Origin of the sequence: Prosthecobacter gellanilyticus (genome assembly GCF_007992435.1) — a bacterium.
In the GTDB taxonomy this organism is placed as follows: Bacteria; Verrucomicrobiota; Verrucomicrobiia; order Verrucomicrobiales; family Verrucomicrobiaceae; genus Prosthecobacter; species Prosthecobacter gellanilyticus.
Window position 1 is genome coordinate 84048 of sequence record NZ_BKAG01000011.1, and the last position, 18059, is coordinate 102106.

At 60.0% G+C, this 18059-nt stretch carries 10 protein-coding genes; 5 read left to right on the plus strand and 5 right to left on the minus strand.

Annotated features, from left to right (window positions below; all coding sequences use genetic code 11):
- The first annotated feature begins 191 nt into the window (after positions 1–191).
- Entirely contained in the window at positions 192–9122 is an 8931-nt protein-coding gene (locus BGE01nite_RS09700; protein WP_146850251.1) for a Kelch repeat-containing protein, read from the plus strand.
- Positions 9123–9355: 233 nt separating this feature from the next.
- Here the strand turns inward: BGE01nite_RS09700 and BGE01nite_RS09705 are convergent, their stop codons facing one another.
- From BGE01nite_RS09705 to BGE01nite_RS09720, 4 genes are read right to left on the minus strand one after another with little or no spacing between them, the layout of a single operon-like run.
- Positions 9356–10042 (minus strand): SGNH/GDSL hydrolase family protein, encoded by a 687-nt coding sequence (locus tag BGE01nite_RS09705; RefSeq protein WP_146850252.1) that lies wholly within the window; start codon positions 10040–10042, stop codon positions 9356–9358.
- Positions 10043–10076: 34 nt separating this feature from the next.
- Positions 10077–10736, minus strand: a complete 660-nt coding sequence (locus tag BGE01nite_RS09710; protein ID WP_146850253.1) for a hypothetical protein — start codon at positions 10734–10736, stop codon at positions 10077–10079.
- A gap of 10 nt (positions 10737–10746) precedes the next feature.
- Positions 10747–11244, minus strand: coding sequence for an iron-sulfur cluster assembly scaffold protein (locus tag BGE01nite_RS09715; protein WP_246145693.1), 498 nt, complete (start codon positions 11242–11244; stop codon positions 10747–10749).
- Between the two features lie 48 nt (positions 11245–11292).
- Entirely contained in the window at positions 11293–12222 is a 930-nt protein-coding gene (locus BGE01nite_RS09720; RefSeq protein WP_146850254.1) for an amidohydrolase family protein, read from the minus strand.
- Between the two features lie 79 nt (positions 12223–12301).
- On the opposite strand from BGE01nite_RS09720, the gene murQ reads away from it, so the two are divergent.
- The gene (gene murQ / locus BGE01nite_RS09725) at positions 12302–14155 is read left to right on the plus strand and encodes an N-acetylmuramic acid 6-phosphate etherase (RefSeq protein WP_146850255.1); all 1854 of its coding nucleotides are present in this window, start codon (positions 12302–12304) and stop codon (positions 14153–14155) included.
- Positions 14156–14173: 18 nt separating this feature from the next.
- Here murQ and BGE01nite_RS09730 read toward each other — a convergent pair whose 3' ends face one another.
- Positions 14174–14632 carry a hypothetical protein gene (locus BGE01nite_RS09730; protein WP_146850256.1) on the minus strand — a complete coding sequence of 153 codons (459 nt, stop codon included), beginning with the start codon at positions 14630–14632 and terminating at the stop codon, positions 14174–14176.
- Positions 14633–14770: 138 nt separating this feature from the next.
- Between BGE01nite_RS09730 and BGE01nite_RS09735 the strand changes: the two genes are divergently transcribed.
- The 3 genes from BGE01nite_RS09735 to BGE01nite_RS09745 all read left to right on the plus strand — a co-directional run bounded on the left by BGE01nite_RS09735 (position 14771) and on the right by BGE01nite_RS09745 (position 18058).
- Positions 14771–16339: a glucose-6-phosphate isomerase gene (locus tag BGE01nite_RS09735; protein ID WP_146850257.1), complete on the plus strand. Its 1569-nt coding sequence runs from the start codon at positions 14771–14773 to the stop codon at positions 16337–16339.
- 66 nt (positions 16340–16405) lie between these two features.
- The gene (locus BGE01nite_RS09740; protein ID WP_146850258.1) at positions 16406–16768 is read left to right on the plus strand and encodes a hypothetical protein; all 363 of its coding nucleotides are present in this window, start codon (positions 16406–16408) and stop codon (positions 16766–16768) included.
- Positions 16769–16816: 48 nt separating this feature from the next.
- Entirely contained in the window at positions 16817–18058 is a 1242-nt protein-coding gene (locus BGE01nite_RS09745) for a NupC/NupG family nucleoside CNT transporter (RefSeq protein WP_146850259.1), read from the plus strand.
- The last annotated feature ends 1 nt before the right edge of the window (position 18059 follow it).

Genomic DNA, 18059 nt, shown 5'->3' on the forward strand with positions numbered 1-18059 from the left:
GTTTTTTGAAAAATGGTGTTTTAGTCTCTGATTAATATTGAACAATGTGTGGGTGCGTCTAAAACGAGTAGTCGGTTGCTACATGAGTTCGCCACGGTGTCCGCTACGTGATGACTGCCTTTGTTGACGATAAGTAGCCTTTGCAGCCTTTCTGCTTTCTCTCTCAAGTCCCCAGCTCCCCTAAAGAAGTTATGATGACTCGTCTTATCCCGATGGCCCTTTCTTTCGCCGCGCTGGCCATCAGCGGCAGTCTGTCAGCCCAGGCACCCAATATTACCGCTACTAAGTCGGACGGCACGCCAGCCGCGACGAAGAAAAATCCGGGCGATACTGTCACTTATACCAACACCATCTCCAACACGGGGACTGCAAATGCCACGGGTGTCACTTTCACGGATCCTGATGTCAATGGTTCTGCCGTGCAGATGAGCACCTTGAAGGTTTCACCCCTGGCCTTCGATGATAACTACTCAGGCACCATCCTCTCTGGCGTAACCGTTAATACAGCGACCGCCACCAACTTCAGCGTAACAGCCAACGACTATGTCGGCATTTACAACAATGCTGCTGGAGTGCTAACGATCACGGCTTTCGACGCCACCAGCGCCAATGGAGGCACGGTGTCCATGACCACCAGTGGGGCAAACATCGGCAAGTTTATTTACACTTCTGCTGCAGGCTTTACGGGTGTCGACAGCTTCACCTACACTATCAGCAACACCGGATTTACTTCCACTGCCACGGTCATTGTCACCGTGAGCGGCCCGGGCATATTTTTCGTCAGTGATTCGACGGGCGATGACACGAATGGCAAGGGCACGCTTGCCTCTCCTTACAAGACCCTCACCAAAGTGGCGACTTTGGACGCCAACACCAGCCAGCGCATCTTTGTCCTCGCGGGTGCCTACAGCGCCGGGATGACAATGGAAGCGAACGAGCAGATCATCGGCCAGGGCGTTCGGGGGGTGAGTTTTGATTTGGTCGTCGCGGGTGTAACCGCAGGTGCGGACTCTGTAGCTCGTCCTTTGATCAATGGAACTCTGCCGACGATCACCGCAGCGTCCGGCAGTGTGATCACACTGGCTGAAAACAACACGATCCGTGGTGTCTCCATCAACAGCACGGTTGCGGGTTATGCAGTGACAGGCAGCGCGATCAATAGCCTGCAACTCGGCAGCAGCGGCGGCAGCACGGCCTCGGATACCAGCGTCACTGCTTCGTCCGCCAGTTCGGGCTGTCTGAATCTTTCGGGTGGCGGCAATGGTTCGGTGAATGTCCTGGCCCTGCTGGCCAACTCCGCCTCCGCCGGCCGCTCGCTGACTGTTTCAGGCCGCACGGGTGGCACGACAAGTGTGATCGGCAAGCTCACGGACACGGGAGCAGGCGTTTCGCTGAGCGGCAACGCCGGCGCTACGTTTAACTTCCGCAGCTTCGCGCTGGCCACAGGGGCCAACACAGCCTTCTCCGCTACCGGCGGCGGCACGGTGAATGCCACGCAAGGGGAGTCTGATGGCATTGATAACGATGGCGATACCAGCACCGACGAAGCCGACGAAGCCAACATCATCAACAACGTCACAGGCGGCACCGGTGTCAATATTGCCAGCACTAACATTGGTGCCTCCAATTTCATCATCCGCAGCCTGACCTCAACCGGGGGCACTTCCCCGGGCATCAATTTGAACACGACTGGCAACAGTGGCGGCCTGTTTGTCACCGGCGACAGCGGTGGCACGAACAACGCCTCCGGTGGTTCGATCACCAACAAAACAGGCTCGACTCTTACCACCGGCACGCCAGGTGTCGTGGCGATCAGCACCGCCAACCTCAGGCTGGGTTACATGAACATCACCGGCTGCAACCACAGCGGTATCTACGGCAGCACCGTCAACGGCTTTGTCCTGTCACGTTGCAACATCAACACCAATGGCAATGAACTTGTGTCCAACCCGGATGAAACGGGTGTGGACATCACGAATCTCACCGGCACTGCTATCGCTGGTGCCAACCCCACCGCTATCAACTTCTGTGTGATTCAGAACAACATGGAGTTTGAACTGCAGATCAATAATTCGAGCGGCACTCTGACTGACTTCCAGGTCAATAGCTGCACCATGTCCAGCAATAATGCGAGCCTGGTCGCCCCACATGGCAATCTGTTCAGCTTCCTGGCCTCCGGCACGGCGATCATGACCACGAATGTAGTGGGCAGCACCTTCACGGGCAATGCCCAAGCCCCCGGCGGCACCACCGCCACTGGCGCCCATTGTGATGTTAGCGGCAGCGGCGTGATGACGGCAAATATCAGCACCTCCACGTTCAACAACAACAATGCGGCGGTCAACGTCTCCGCCTCAGGGGCCGGCACGCTGACCTTTGACGTGCATGACAATCCTTCCGTCACCCTCAACCGCTCGCATGGCTTGAACTGCTTCCTCGCTGCGGACGCCACTGGGCTGGTCAATGGAAAATTCCGCAACAACGTCGTTGGCACGCTGGGTACAGCCGGGTCGGGTTCGGAGCTTGGCTTCGGCATCCGTATTCAGAATGAAGCTGTCGGGAGTGCGAATGCCGCCAACTTCCTGGTCAGCGGCAATACCGTGCAGGAAACCCTCAATTTCAACTCGTTCAACGTGAACGCGGGCTTGAACACAATCCCGTCAACCAAGACAACCAACCTGACGATTCAGAACAACAACTTCAAGAACAGCGCCGCCCGTGCGATCACCATCCAGCAGAACAACAATACCAACGGCACTTCCGCAGGCACGATTCACGCCCATATTGCCTCCAACACCTTCAGTGGTATTATTGGTCAGGCGGCCGATGGCACTGAGATCCGGCTCCGGCAGCTCGCGGCGAACGGCGGTGTCTTTAGGCTCAACCAAACCGCCGACACCAATCTTGCGACGGTGAACGGTCTGACACTCGCTGACCTCTCCATCTCTGGCACCATCACTTACAACCAGGGCTTGCCGACCGCGCCACCCCTGCTCTTTGCTCCTGGCGGCGTTGAGAAGGCTGCTGCCTCCATCGCTTCCGTTTTCACCTCCGCTCTCCCGGTTGCTCCAGTTAAATCCAGCAAGATCCGACCCAATCCAGCCTCCTCCAGCCTGGAAGCGGTCACTCAAGTTGCCTCGCGTGCTCCTTCTGCTGAAATCGCCAGGCTGGCCCAGACGGACCTCGATTCGATGGTCTCCTCCGCCTTGGCTCTCTGGAAAGCCTCCGGCCTTACCCCTGAGCAGGAAGAGCATCTGCGCAGCCTGACCTTTGAGGTTTCCAGCCTGGACGGCATCCGTCTGGGTGAGGCAGATGGTCACATCATCCGCATCGATGCGGATGCTGGTGGCAGCGGCTGGTATGTTGACGCCAGCGACAAGCATTTCACCGCCTCATCGGCCACACGTTTCTCCACCAGCCCCAGCGCTGCTCCGGCAGGCCGTCTGGACTTGCTGACTGCCCTCTTGCATGAAATGGGACACACCCTGGGGCTTGAAGACTCCTATCTGGAAAAAGACCGTGACAGCCTCATGTATGGCTTCCTCACCTTGGGTGAGCGCCGCCTTCCCGCCAAGCGTCAGGCCTTTGGAGCCCGTTCCCATGACCATAAGCATGGTGAAACTCACTTCCTCACCGGTGCTGTCAGCATCGGCGTTCTGCCTCCAGGCAAGTCGATCACCATCACCTATGACGTGATCATCAACAACCCGGCCACCACCTCCACTCTGAGCAGCCAGGCCACAGTCTCAGGCAGCAATTTCTCCAACGTGCTGACGGATGACCTTGTCACCGGCGGTGATCCTCTTCTTCCTGGTGCTGCTGATCCGACCGTGACCCAGATTGACCTGCCTGATGTGTCTGTGACCGTCGCTCCTGCCTCGACCGCTGAAGATGGTGCTGGCAATCTCGTCTACACCTTTACCCGCACGGGTGCCACGACAGCGGCCATGACCGTCAACTTTGCCGCCACTGGCACGGCCTCCACCACCACCGACTACTCCGTCACCAACGGCACAGGTGTTGTGAACTTCACCGCAGGCACCGGCCTTGGCAGCATCGTGATCCCGATTGGTTCGTCCACCGCGACTGCCATCGTTGACCCATCAGTGGATGCAACTGTCGAACCGGACGAAACCGTCATCGTCAGCATCACCAGTGGTTTTTATGACATCGTCGCTCCCGTCTCTGCCACGGGCACGATCACCAATGATGACACGGGCATCGAGTTGACCTTGCCAGACACTTCACTGTTTGAAGACCAGACGAACACCTTTGCCTTCACCTTCACCCGCACCGGCAACGTCAGCGGCGGCACCACGGCGAACTTTACCTATACGACAGGTTCGGCCGTGGAAGGCACTGATTACAGCCGTTCCGGTGCGGCAACGTTCAGTGTCGGCGTCGGCACGGTAGTCTTCGCTCCTGGAGATATCACGAAGATCGTGACCATCGATCCAACGGCGGATAACCTCGTGGAAGGCAATGAAACCGTCGCGCTCACCCTCGGCACGGGCACCGGCTACAGCGTGCTAGGCACGGCTCTGCAGACCGCGACCATCGTCGATGATGACGTGAATGTCTCCCTCACCAGCGTCGTGCCCGCCACCTCGGTGGAAGACAGCGGCGTGGGCATGGTCTATACCTTCACCCGCAGTGGTGGCTCCACGGCCAACGCGCTGACGGTGAATGTCACGGTCAGCGGTACTGCTGGCTTCACGGGTGATTACACCACCAGCGGATTCGCCACCAACCTCGCCGGTGTGGCCACGATCACCTTCGCGGGTGGTTCCGCGACCAAGACTGTGACCATCACTCCGAGCAGCGATGTCACCAATGAGCCTGACGAGACCGTGATCCTCACCGTCGCGGCGAATGGCACACCAGACGTCACCGGTGGTTACACCGTGGGCGGAACGCCCTCAGGCACCGGCACGATCCTGAATGACGACACGCAGGTCAGCGTGACTGTCGCCCCGACACCTGTGGGCGAAGCGAGCGGCACGGGCATGGTCTACACCTTCAGCCGCACAGGCCCCACCACGGCGGCTCTGCCGATCAACTTCACCAAGGGCGGCACGGCCTCCATTGCCACCAGCGACTTTAGCGCTGCTTCCTCTGACGGCGGGATGAACTTTGCGGCGGGCACCGTGACCATTCCGATCGGATCCTCCACAGTCACCATCACCCTGACACCGTTGGAAGACGCGATGGTGGAAGGCTCCGAGACGGCCATCCTCACGGTGGCCGCGGGTTCTGGCTATGGCGCCACAGGCTCTCCTGCCACAGGCACCATCACGGACAACGACACCGCCACCATCGGCTTTGTCACCACGACCAGCACGGTCGGTGAAGCCACGGCAAACGATGTGCAGCAGTTGGTGCTTACCCTTACCACCACCGGCGCTGGCACACCCACCCTGGCTTATGCTGTGAGTGTGAATGTCACGGGACCTAGCGGCACAGCCACCAACGGAACGGATTACACGCCACCTACAGGTGTGACCTTCGCGGCCAACTCGCTCAATGCGGCCCAGGTGGCTGCCAGCATCGCAATCACCAATGATCGCGCGGTTGAAGGCAGTGAAACCGCTGGCCTCGGCCTTGCGATCAACACGGACGGCACGGGTGGCGCAGTCACCATCGCCGTCGGTGCAGCCGCCACCCACACCACCACGATCACGGACAACGACACGGCCACCGTCAGTTATGCGGCGAGCACCAGCAGCATTGGTGAAGCCGCCGGCAATGATTCGATTGGCCTGACACTGACGGTGACGGGCAACGGCGCCGGACCTCTGGTGCTGGAGCGCTCTGCTTCCTTTAACATCACTACCACGGGTGGCTCAGCCACCAATGGCACCACGGATTACACCCTGCCTGGAGCTGTCAGCATCCCCGCCACCACGCTCAGTGCGGCTGTGACGAACTTCAATCTGGCCATCACCAATGATCAGTTGTTGGAAGGTTCGGAAACGGCCATCCTCGGTTTGACACTGAACACCGACAATACTGGTGGTCAGGTCACGGTGGGTGCGGGCAATGCCCATACCACGACCATCACTGACAACGAGGCGGCGACCATCACCTTTGCAGCAGCCACCAGCAACGTGGCGGAGAATGCAGGTCCTGATCTGATCAACTTGGTGCTCACCATCACCGGCAGTGGCACCGGCACCGCTCAGCTTGCCTCGGCGGTGTCTGTGAATGTCACCGGTACTGGCGGCAGCACGGCGACTGGCGCAGGTGTGGACTACACTCTGCCAGCCTTGGTCACCTTCCCGGCAAACTCTTTGAATGCCGCCACTCAGGCAGCTTCCCTGGGCATCACCAATGACGCCATCGTGGAAGCTAGCGAGACCGTGAACCTCGGTCTGGTTATCAACACCGATCCGACGGCTCTGGTGACCATTGGCGCTGCCAATGCCCACACGACCACGATCCTCGACGACGACACAGCCACAGTCAGCTTCTCCAAGATCATTGACGGCTCCGAAGGTCCTCCGATCGTGAACGGCAAGTTCCGCATCACCCAGACGGCGCAATCCTCCACCAATACCGTGGTGAACTACACTGTGAGCGGCTCTGCTGTCCCGGGCCCAGGCAATGACTACGCCACCCTGTCTGGCACAGCCACCATCCTGGCGGGCAATACCTTCGTGGATGTTGATGTCATCGTTCAGGCCGATGTCGGCAGCGAGCCGCCGGAGACTGTCATCATCACCTTCTCGAGCTTCGGTGCCCACGATGCTGACATCACTCTGGGTGCCCCGACCTCAGCGACCGTCACCATCTACTCTGGCACCATCATCACCGGCACCTGGACGGGCGCGCCGCTGATCACCACGGCTGGCTCCTTTAATTGCACGGGCCTGACGCTGGATATCGATCTGGGCTTCGTGCCAGCCATCCCGCAGCAATACACCCTTGTTCATGCTGATGGCGGTGTGACCGGCAACTTCAATGACCTGCCACCGAATGGCGTCATCGCTCTCTCGATCAACGGAGTCATCTACTACTTCCAGGCGACCTATGGTCCGAATGATGTCTTCCTGACGTCCTTCACGCCAGATGGTCTTCCAGCCTGGACGTGGGTCTCTGGTCCGAACTCACGCAACGGCGTGGGTGTTTATGGCAACCTCGGAGTCGCAGCGCCGACCAACAATCCAGGCGCCCGCCAGGGTGCCATGAACTGGCAGGCGCCAGATGGCAGTCTGTGGATGTTCGGTGGTTATGGCTATGCCACTGCGGTGACGAATCCTCCGCGCTACCTGAACGACATCTGGCAGTATCGTCGCGACATCGGCCAGTGGGTCTGGCGCGGTGGTGCCAATACCTTTAACTCTCCGGGAACCTATGGAGCCATCGGCGTGGAGGCCCCAGGCAACGCACCTGGTGCACGTCACACTGGCACGACCTGGACGGATGCGGATGGCAACCTGTGGCTCTTCGGTGGCTATGGCATCGGTGCCAGCGGCGCTCCTGCCTGGCTGAACGACCTGTGGCGCTTCAACCGCACCAACGGGCAGTGGACCCACATGAAGGGCAGCACCGCCACGGGCGGAGCCGCTACCTATGGTGTGCTGGACACTCCAGCCGCGGGTAACACCCCTGGTGCGCGCAGCAGCGCCACCGGTGTCTTCCGCAATGGCAACCTGTGGCTCTTCGGCGGCTACAGCGGCACCAACTACTACAACGACCTCTGGAGGTTCGAGATCGCCACCGGCAACTGGGCCTGGGTAGAGGGCAGCAATGTGCCTAACCAAAATGGCGTCTACGGAGTGCAGGGCACGCCGAATGCCGCCAACGTCCCCGGCTCCCGCCGTGATGCGACCGGCTGGGCTGCTGACAACGGCACCCTCTGGTTCTTCGGTGGTCTGGGCCTGCCCGCCAGCGGTGCAACCGCAGGTGACATGAACGACCTGTGGCGCTATAACCCGGCCACAGGCGACTGGACCTGGATCAAGGGGGCGAGCACTGTCAACGGCACGGCCACCTATGGCACGCAGGGGACCTTTGCCGCTGGGAACACACCTGGAGCACGCAGTGCCGGCGGCGGCTGGGTCACTGTGGATGGCGACCTGTGGCTGGTGGGTGGCTTCAAGGACAGCAACCTGACCTTTGACGATGTCTGGGTCTTTGACGTCGGCAGTCAGCAGTGGACTCATAGGCTCGGCAGCCAGGGCCTCCTGGGTCAGTCTGGAGTTTATGGCAATCAGGGCCAGATCAATGCGGCCAACAAGCCTGGTGGTCGCTTCACACCGAGCACCTGGGTCACGCTCAATGGCAACCTGTATATCTTCGGTGGCGGTGGCGCAGATGCCTTCGGCAACACCGGGCGTCTGAGTGACCTCTGGAGCTACGGAATTCCGAAGCCAGCCACTGCTCCGTATGATGAGCTCTTCCCAGATCCGTTCCCAAGCGAACTGATCGTGAACGACGCACCAAGCGCGAGCGATGCGACCGCTGGCACGATGGCCTACGTCCCTGTGAGCGGCAAGCTCACCGGCTCTGATCCTGATGGTGACCGTCTCCTGTTCAGTGCGGCTGGCAGCACCATCAGCCAGGGCACTCTGACCCTGAACCTGGATGGCACCTGGACCTACACACCTGCGTATGGATTCACCGGCGTGGCCAGCTTTAAGTTCAAGGCGGCTGACAACTACGGTGGTGAAAGCGCCGTGAAGACCCTGGTGATCAGTGTGAGCTCGAACCCTGCGGACAGCGATGGCGATGGTATCGCTGACAGCTACGAGCAGAGCATCTGGGGCAGCCTCGCTGCTGCTGATGGTGACGGTGACGCCGACCTCGATGGTCAGAGCAACTACTTCGAGTTCCTCGCCGGCACCAACCCGCTGGATGGTAACGAGACCCTCGTCACCGCACCGACGGTCAGCGGCACGACGAGCACGAACGGCCATGTCCTGCTGAATCTCAACCATGTCCGCCCAGGGGTGAACTACCATCTCGAAACCAGCTCCGATCTGGATGCCTGGACTCGCATCGGCACCTTCACCTTCGATGTGTCTGGCAGCGCCACGGTGGAAGATCCGACGCCTGCCACAGGAGCGCCGAGGTTCTATCGCATGAGCCTGGAGGCGACTCCGGCACTGGTGGTGCCGTAAACAGCGGTTATATAATCAAAAAGGGTCAAGATGAGGCTGAATGCCTTGTCTTGACCCTTTTGATTTGGCGGGAGGATGGTTAGCCTAACCAAAAGTTATTGGGTTCTCTGTCGCCTGTCATGCCGAGGGCTGCGATCAAGCCGTCAAAGGGTCAAGATGAGGCTGAGCGCCTTGTCTTGACCCTTTGGTGTATCCTGAATTGACGGAGGCTTGACCCTCTTGCCCTGATTGAGTTACTGCAAAGCGGCTTTGACCGTCTTCACCACTTCAGCGGCCAGAGCTTCTGAACCTGCGGGAACGAAATGAACGTTGGCAGGCTGGATCTGCAGTTCCTTCATGCGTGGTTTCACGAAGGTGTAGAGGTCATTGACGGGGATGTTGTTGTCCTTCATCACGCGCAGCGCGGCTTCGTTATAGCGGATGACATCGGCGTTGTTGCGGTAGACCTTCATCGGCTCGTCGGTCACGGGAGTCGTGGCGGCGAAGACGAGCTTTGCGCCGGTGGCCTTGAGCTTGGCCACGATCTCGCGGAGGTTCTTCTCATATACTTCCACGGTGGCTTGAGGTGGATCGGTGGCGAGGTCTGAGGCCGCTCCCTTGGCATCGCCAGCCTTCACATGCTTGAGGTCATGCAGGCCCCAGTTGAAATGGATGACATCCCACTTGCCGCCATCGAGCTGCAGCCAGCGGTCGATGTTCGCCACGCCTGAGGTGGTGCCGCTGCAGTTCTCCGGTTTACCATCTTTTGTTGGGCGGATCACCACCATCTCGTTCGCCAGCATCTTCTGCACATAGGGCGTGTAGCCGATGGAGATGGAATCTCCTAGAATGAGCAGGCGTTTCTTCGCGGCGGCATCAGCCGCGAAGGTTGGAACGGTGGCGAGGCCGAGGAGACTGGTGAGAAAGGTGGAGCGCTTCATGAGGGGCAGGGAACGCCTGCGCCCTCGCGGCCTTTCATCCCTTTGTGCTCAGCGTCACGCCATCAGCCGTGACCGTGGCCTTCTTCACCAGCTTCAGCGAAGGGCCGATAGCATCGAGTTTTGCATAAGGGGCCAGCAGTGTCCAGGTGGCCATGCCTGTGACGAAGCCTTCAGCCACGACCTTGCCCGGCACCTTCACATCGGCGACCTGAGCATCCACACCGGCTTCATGCACCAGGACCTCGTAGGCGGCCTCGCCATTGAGATAGCGCTTCTTGTCCTCCCAGAACTTGATGTGATTCATCGGCAGGCAGACTTGGGCGATGAGGCGGTTCTTCTCCGGCTCTGTGCGCTCGAAACGGAGCATCTCGGTGTAGGTGCCGTAGCCGGTGTCTGGCGCGATGAGCAGCAGTCCGTTGAGCTCGGCGATGCTCAGCGTGAGCTCGGTCGTTTGTCCTGCTTTGAAATCCGCCAGCTTCTTTTCCAAGGCAGCACGGGCCTCCGCGCTCAGTTCGATGGGCGCAAACTTCTGCGGCTGGTCAGAGGCGAAGACGGCGATGGCCTTGTCCTGCTGGAAGAGTGAGTAGGCGCTCCAAGCGATGATGCCGCCAAAAACAAGGGCGGCCATGACCATGATGAGGCAGCCATAAAACGGACTGAAACCTGAGACGGGGACTTTTTCGACGCGGGCCATGAAGGGGAGGTTAGGACTGAAGGACGATCTTGATCTTGCCAGCGCTCTTGCCGGAAGCGTTCAGCGCATCGGCGAGCGTGGGGCCGGTGGCGACGGGAGCTGATGCCGGAGCCGTAGGGGCAGGTGCGCCTTGCTCGGCTTCCAGGGCAGCTTTGAGCGCACCTTCCACCATCTGGCCGCAGTGGATTTTCATGGGGGGCAGGGGACCCAGAGGAGCGCTGAGTTCGGCGGCACTCAGTTGCAGGGCTTCCTCCTTGGTCTTGCCGCGGATCAGTTCGGTGGCCAGGGATGCCACGGCGATGGCGGTCTGGCATCCGAAGGACTGGAAGCTGGCTTTGTCGATCACCTTGCGGCCATCCTTCTCCTTATACTTCAGCCACATGCGCACCATGTCGCCACAGTCGGGTGATCCCACGGTGCCAACGGCGTCGGCATCGGGCATTTCCCCGAGATTCTGCGGGTTGGAAAGGGCGGATTGGAGGGTGGCTTCGTCCATGGTGTCAGACATGCGGAGAATACGCCTGCCTGCAAGGACGGGACTCGATTCCTCCGGAGATCAGCGCTCGATCCAGCGGTAGACATCCTTGGAGTTCTTCCAGAAGTACTTCTCGCAGGCATCGCTGCCCTTGGTGCTAAAGTAGTCCCGCACCAGCCCGAAGACGACTTCGTAGGGGGCACCACGGTCGCTGACTGGCCAGTTGCTGCCGTAGACGAGGCGGTCCGGGCCAAAGCTCTCCCACAGGTGATCCAGGATCGGCAGGTAGTAGCTGACGTCCCGAGGAGCCTGGCCCTCGGCGCCCTTCACCTGCTCGACGAGGGCGGAGACCTTCATCCAGACGTTCTTGGGCTTCGCCACTTCCTTGATGTTATCCTTCCACTCGGGCTTCAGGCTCTTGGGATCACCGCTCGCACCGAGGTGGTCGATGACGATGCGCAGGTCCGGCACCTCGGCGGCGAGTTTGGCCGCATGAGGAAGCAAATCAGGACCACCATTGAGGTCGAGCTCCAGACCGTGATCGGCCAGCACTTTGGCTCCGGCCAAAGCTGCCTCTTTGTTGGCATCGATCCTCACCAGATCAGCACGCCAGCGCACGCCTCGAAAGATGGGATTGGCGGCGAACCTCTTCACATTCGCGGCAAACTCCGGTGTGGTGGGATCCAGGTTTCCCACGAAGCCGACGATGCACTTTTCCTGGGAGGCGAGATCCAGGATCCACTGGTTGTCCTCCACCCATTGGCTGGCCTCAACGATGACGGTTTCCTTGATGCCATGAGGCTCGGCAAGAGCGCGCCAGTCACTGGGCATGACCTTGCGGTAGAGAGGTGTGTTCTTGGTCGGCCACGGCACGCCTTGCGGGCGTGTCGGATCATAGAAGTGGGTATGCGTGTCGATGATGCGTGTGGCGACAGGTGCTGCCTGAGAAGGTGTGGCGAAGGCAGCTGGCACTGTGGCGGCAGCGGTTTGCAGGAAGTGGCGGCGATTCATGATGATCCTAGGTTCAGAACGCAAACGAGAGTAAGATCGTGCATTGAGCAGCGGCGTAATACACTCTAGCTTCCCTCCGATGAAACAGCGTCGCGCGTCCAAGGTCACCTCAAATCCAACCTGCGTTCTCGGCATCGAGGCCGGCGGCACCAGGACCAGTGTCCTGCTGGTGGATGACAAGAACACCGAGCTCATTTCTTTTAGCGCGGACCCAGCCGTGCTGCCGCTGCTGTCCGATCGTGAGTTGCAATGGCACCTGCGGGATATCGCCGCGCGGCTTCCTTATCGTCCCTCCGCAATTGGCATCGGCATGGCTGGCGCGCGCAGTGACATGGACAAGGATCGCCTGCATCGTGCAGCATCGCGCATCTGGCCCGCGGTGCCTTGTGTGGCCACGAATGATCTGGAGACAGCGCTCGCGACCACGCCTGCGCCTCAGCCGCCGCTGCCGCGTGTCCTTGTGCTCAGTGGCACAGGCTCCTGCTGCTTTGGTCGCGCACCGGATGGTCGCACGGCGAAGGTGGGTGGCCGTGGACATGTGATCGGGGATCGCGCAGGAGCTTGTGAGATCGGCCTGCGGGCCTTGCGCGCCGTGATCGCGGACATGGATCATCATGGGAAGATGGGCCCGCTAGGTGTGGCCATGTTGAATGCGCTGGCCTTCAATGATGTCGAGCAGCTCATCCCCTGGTCTGTGCATGCCGGGAAGACGGAGATCGCCAGTCTCGCGGTCACAGTCTTTGCCATCGCGGCAAAGGGCGACAAGCTGGCGAAGAAAATCCTCTCAGACTCCGCGGCCATGCTGGCGGAAGATGCCATCGTGTGCGCGCACCAGCTTACGGGTGCTCACGCTGGGCCGGTGGAGTTCGTTTTGAATGGCGGGGTGATTTTGAAGAACCTCGGTTTCATGCGGGATATCTCGCGACGCATTCGCGAAGGTTGGGCAGGCGCCAAGGTGACTCCTTTGAAAGGCTCGTCCGTGTGGGGCGCCGTGGCACTGGCTCGTGAGGCTGGGACCTTTGCCGTTTCGAGGCCTGTGCATTCGGCTTCTGACTTCGTGCTGCCGGCGGAGATTGCGGATCTCGCCGTGTTGGCGAAGTCGCCTACCGAAAAGCGTAACCCGGGAAGCTTGAAGCTCGATCAGATGCCCATCGCTCAGGGCATCGACCTCATGATCTGCGAGGACGCGGCCATCTCATTGGCCATCCGCACGGAGCGGAAACATCTCGCCACGGTTATCACGCAGGTGGTGAAGGCCTTTAAAAGCGGTGGCCGCTTGTTCTATGTCGGTGCAGGTACGAGCGGTCGTCTCGGTGTGCTTGATGCGAGCGAGATTCCGCCGACGTTTCGTGCTCCGCGTGAGCAGGTGCAAGGCATCATCGCCGGTGGTCGCCAAGCACTGTGGAGCGCGGTGGAAGGCGCGGAAGATGATGTGCAGGCAGGGGCAGTGGCCATTCGCAATCGTGCGGTGAACTCCAAGGATGTGGTCATCGGCATCGCGGCGAGCGGACGCACGCCGTTTGTTTGGGGAGCTCTGCATGAGGCGAACAAGCGCGGTGCCTTCACGGTGCTGCTTTGCTTCAATCCGGCGATGCGCCAGGCGGTTAACAAACTACGTGACAAAGCCTGGAAGCCCCAGGTCATGATCACTCCCGATGCCGGCCCTGAGATTCTCACAGGTTCCACTCGCCTCAAGTCAGGCACGGCGACGAAGCTGATCCTGAACATGATCACGACGCTGGCCATGACGAAGGTGGGCAAGGTGATCGGCAACCTCATGGTGGACCTGAATCCCTCCAACGTGAAGCTGCAGGACCGGGCGGTGCGCATCATTAGTGAACTGACCGGGGCTTCGCGCGAAGCCGCCCGGGATGCGTTGGTCGAATGCGGCTGGGTGGTGAAGGCCGCCTATCTAAAACTGAAGAAAAACTGAGCCTGACGGAGTGGGAAACTACTTCGGCAGAAGTGTCCTTCTCAAAACAAAAACACGCTGTGCATTCCATCCTGTGGAAGTAATGAGCTCGACGTCCTCATGGTCAACCTCCGGGGTGAGGGATGCCTCACCATCGGCAAGGATGCTTTCGTAGCCGATCACCTTGAGGCGGCCCGCTGGTGCCGTCTTGGCCAGGTCTTCATACTCTTGCTTCACCTCGGTCGTGAAAAAGACGACTTCAATCCCAGGACCCTCTTGGGGGCTACCACTGCCTGCTACCTTGTAGGCCCGCCAGCTTGGGTCCTGCTTTTTCACGTCCGGCGGCGGCACCAGCTTTCGGATGATCACTTCCTCGGCAATCATGACGCCAAAGCCTTTGCCAAAATACGAGCTGAATTTCAGGTGGTCCTTTCCTTGGGAGAAAAGGGAGCCCAGGCTCAGCAGGATTACACCGAGAGATAAGAGTCTGATTTTCATATCGCTTATTTTTGCCCTCGCATTGTAGGCGCTCCCGGCTCATCACGACCATTCAGTTTTTTCATGGATGGTTGAGACGCTCCCGGCAAACGCGGGTTGCGTCCTGGCAGGGGGTGTGCTTCTTCCGGCATCCATCTCATGAGCACCTCCTCCTCCCTTTGGAATCGTTTTCAGCAGTATTTCGTCCGCTATCCGAAGCTTGGCTTCAGCATCGACATCAGCCGCATGGCTTTTGAGGACGGTTTCATCGACTCCATGGCTCCTTCGATTGAGAAGGCTTTCGCCGCCATGAAGGAACTGGAAGCGGGTGCCATTGCCAACCCGGATGAAGGCCGCATGGTGGGCCACTACTGGCTGCGTGATTCCTCCCTGGCTCCGACTGAGCTGCGTGCCGAGATCGATGGCACTCTGGACTCCACCTTGAAGTTCGCCGAAGACGTCCACAGCGGTGCCATCAAGGCTCCGAACGGTCAGAAGTTCACCCGCGTGCTGGTCGTCGGCATCGGTGGTTCGGCGCTCGGACCTCAGCTGGTGGCGCAGGCCATCACCCCGGCGAATCCACCGCTGGCCATTGATTTCTTCGACAACACCGACCCGGATGGCATGGACCGCATTGTGGAGCAGATCGGTGCTGAACTGGCTACTACTGTGACTTTGGTCATCTCCAAGTCCGGCGGCACCAAGGAAACCCGCAATGGCATGCTGGAAGCTGCCGCAGCCTACAAGGCGCAGGGCCTCGACTTCGCCAAGCATGCCGTGGCCGTCACAGGTGTCGGCAGTGAGCTGGACAAATATGCCATCGCTCAAGGCTGGATGACCCGTTTCCCGATGTGGGACTGGGTGGGTGGACGCACAAGCGTGATGAGCGCCGTGGGCACCATCGCCGCAGCGCTTCAGGGCGTGGATGTGCGCCGCTTCCTGGCTGGCGCTGCCGCCATGGATGCGGAGACGCGCACCCGTCCGGCCAAGGAAAACGCCGCCATGCTGCTGGCCCTGATGTGGTATAGCGCCGGCAAGGGCAAGGGCCTGAAGGACATGGTGGTGTTGCCTTATAAGGATCGCCTCGTGCTCTTCTCCAAGTATCTCCAGCAGCTCGTCATGGAGTCGCTCGGCAAGGAGCATGATCTCGATGGCAAGATCGTGAACCAGGGCATCGCCGTTTACGGCAACAAAGGCTCCACGGACCAGCACGCCTATGTGCAGCAGCTTCGTGATGGCGTGAACAATTTCTTCGTCACCTTCATCGAGGTGGCCAAGGCCCGCGACACCGCTGGTTTCGAGGTCGAGCCTGGCTTTACCAGTGGCGACTACCTCCAGGGCTTCCTGCGTGGCACACGCAAGGCGCTGGCTGGCAGCGGTCGTGAGTCCGTGACTCTCACCATTCCTGAGGTCAGCGCCTTCACGCTGGGCCTGCTCATCGGTCTCTTCGAGCGCACGGTCAGCTTCTACGCCACCCTGGTAAACGTGAACGCCTATCATCAGCCCGGTGTGGAGGCTGGCAAGAAGGCCGCCACCGACTTCCTCAAGCAGATGGCCTCCGTCATCGGCGCACTGCCTGCAGGTGGTGCCACTGCCGAGGCTCTCGCGGCCCAGGTGGGTATCGATGCTGAGGACGCCTGGCAGATGCTGAGCCATCTGGCGGCGAACGGTCGCGCTAAGGTGACCCTCGGGGCCACCCCGGCGGCAGATTCTTTTGCCAAGGTCTGATCGAATCGCTATTGCCATCCTTGGCGGAGCACTCTATCTCGTAGGTCGTCGCTATGCGGCACCCTCATGGACGAGCGTTTCCCCCTACATTACCAGATCGCCTGCATCGTGCTCACCGCACTCTTTGTGTGGTCGTTCAGCATCGCGCGCGAGCCGCGGCAGTGGAGGAGGCTCTTTCAGTCCATGTTTTCGAAGGGCGAGCAGTTCTCCGTCAATAAAAACAAGGTCATCGACGAAACGCTGAAGCGATATGGCATCGTTATTGCGATGATCATTCTCGTGGCAGACGTGGGCTGCTTTGTGGCCATGGTGACTTACAAGGAGCGCATGCATGCCAAGCAGATGTCCGCTGAGGACTGGAATCGTTTGCAAGAGCAGAACAAGATCCAAAGCGCGTCCCCTGCTCAGGGCCGGGCGGGCATCAACTGAGGAGGGAAACCTCCCTGATTCCCGAAGGTTTTCTCTCCCACCTCCTTCATGAATCACGGCATCGGTCTCCTTGGCATCCTGACTTTTGTCACTCTGGCCTGGGTGCTTTCCGAGAACCGGCGCAAGTTTCCCTGGAGGGTGGTCATCTCGGGGTTGTTGCTGCAGTTTTTGTTAGGCTGGTCCATCCTGCGGACGGAGGCAGGTGCGTGGTTCTTCGGGCGTCTGGACGCTGCCTTTAACCGCCTCCTCGGATTCTCCCTGGAAGGGGTGTCCATGGTCTTTGGACCCCTGGCGAGCAAGGACCTGCTCTCGCGGACCTTTGGCGAGCAAAATGCCTTTCTCTTCGTGGTGCTGGTGACGGGCACGATCGTGCTCGTCTCGGCTCTCTCTTCGCTGTTCTATCACTACGGCATTCTTCAGCTCGTGGTGCGCGGTGTGGCCTGGGGGATGCGTGGTGTCATGGGCACCAGCGGCAGTGAAACCCTGGCCGCCGCGGCAAACATCTTCATGGGCCAGACGGAGGCGCCCTTGGTCATCAAGCCCTATCTGCCCACCATGACACGCAGCGAGCTCATGGCGCTCATGGTCGGCGGCATGGCCACGATCGCGGGAGGTGTGATGGCGGCTTACATTCAGTTCGGCATCTCGGCCGGGCACCTGCTGACCGCGTCTGTCATCAGCGCTCCGGCTTCCTTGATGTTTGCCAAGATCATCATCCCGGAAACCGGGGTGAGTGACACGGCGGACGGCTCCGTCCGCGAGATCCCGCGCGAGACCGTGAATGGTCTGGATGCGATCTGCCAGGGTGCCAGTGATGGCATCAAGCTCTCCATGAATGTGATGGCCATGCTCATCGCCTTCGTGGCCGTGGTGGCCATGGCAAACTACCTGCTCTCCTACACCCTGGCGTTTGCTGGTTATGTGGATCCCAAGCCTCTTCAAACCATTCTTGGTTGGGCCAACGCGCCCTTTGCCTGGCTCATGGGCATCCCCTGGCAGGACTGCAAGACCATCGGCAGCATTCTGGGGGAGCGCATCGTGCTCAATGAGTTCATCGGCTACCTCAATCTCAGCAAGGTGCAGGGCGTGCAGCCCGGCAGTGTGGTCATCGCCACCTATGCCTTGTGCGGTTTTGCCAACTTCGCCAGCATTGCCATCCAGATCGGAGGCATCGGCGCCCTGGCGGAGAGCCGCCGTGCTGATCTGGCACAGATCGGATTCAAGGCCATGCTGGCCGGACTGCTCTCCTGCTACTGCACGGCCTGCGTGGCGGGATTGCTGGTCAGGTAAG

What these genes read in the sequence shown, in the direction of transcription:
- BGE01nite_RS09720 (WP_146850254.1), bottom strand. Translation starts at nt 12,222, where the DNA reads ATGAATCGCCGCCACTTCCTGCAAACCGCTGCCGCCACAGTGCCAGCT.
- BGE01nite_RS09730 (WP_146850256.1), bottom strand. Translation starts at nt 14,632, where the DNA reads ATGAAAATCAGACTCTTATCTCTCGGTGTAATCCTGCTGAGCCTGGGC.
- murQ (WP_146850255.1), top strand. Translation starts at nt 12,302, where the DNA reads ATGAAACAGCGTCGCGCGTCCAAGGTCACCTCAAATCCAACCTGCGTT.
- BGE01nite_RS09735 (WP_146850257.1), top strand. Translation starts at nt 14,771, where the DNA reads ATGAGCACCTCCTCCTCCCTTTGGAATCGTTTTCAGCAGTATTTCGTC.
- BGE01nite_RS09740 (WP_146850258.1), top strand. Translation starts at nt 16,406, where the DNA reads ATGGACGAGCGTTTCCCCCTACATTACCAGATCGCCTGCATCGTGCTC.
- BGE01nite_RS09705 (WP_146850252.1), bottom strand. Translation starts at nt 10,042, where the DNA reads ATGAAGCGCTCCACCTTTCTCACCAGTCTCCTCGGCCTCGCCACCGTT.
- BGE01nite_RS09715 (WP_246145693.1), bottom strand. Translation starts at nt 11,244, where the DNA reads ATGTCTGACACCATGGACGAAGCCACCCTCCAATCCGCCCTTTCCAAC.
- BGE01nite_RS09745 (WP_146850259.1), top strand. Translation starts at nt 16,817, where the DNA reads ATGAATCACGGCATCGGTCTCCTTGGCATCCTGACTTTTGTCACTCTG.
- BGE01nite_RS09710 (WP_146850253.1), bottom strand. Translation starts at nt 10,736, where the DNA reads ATGGCCCGCGTCGAAAAAGTCCCCGTCTCAGGTTTCAGTCCGTTTTAT.
- BGE01nite_RS09700 (WP_146850251.1), top strand. Translation starts at nt 192, where the DNA reads ATGATGACTCGTCTTATCCCGATGGCCCTTTCTTTCGCCGCGCTGGCC.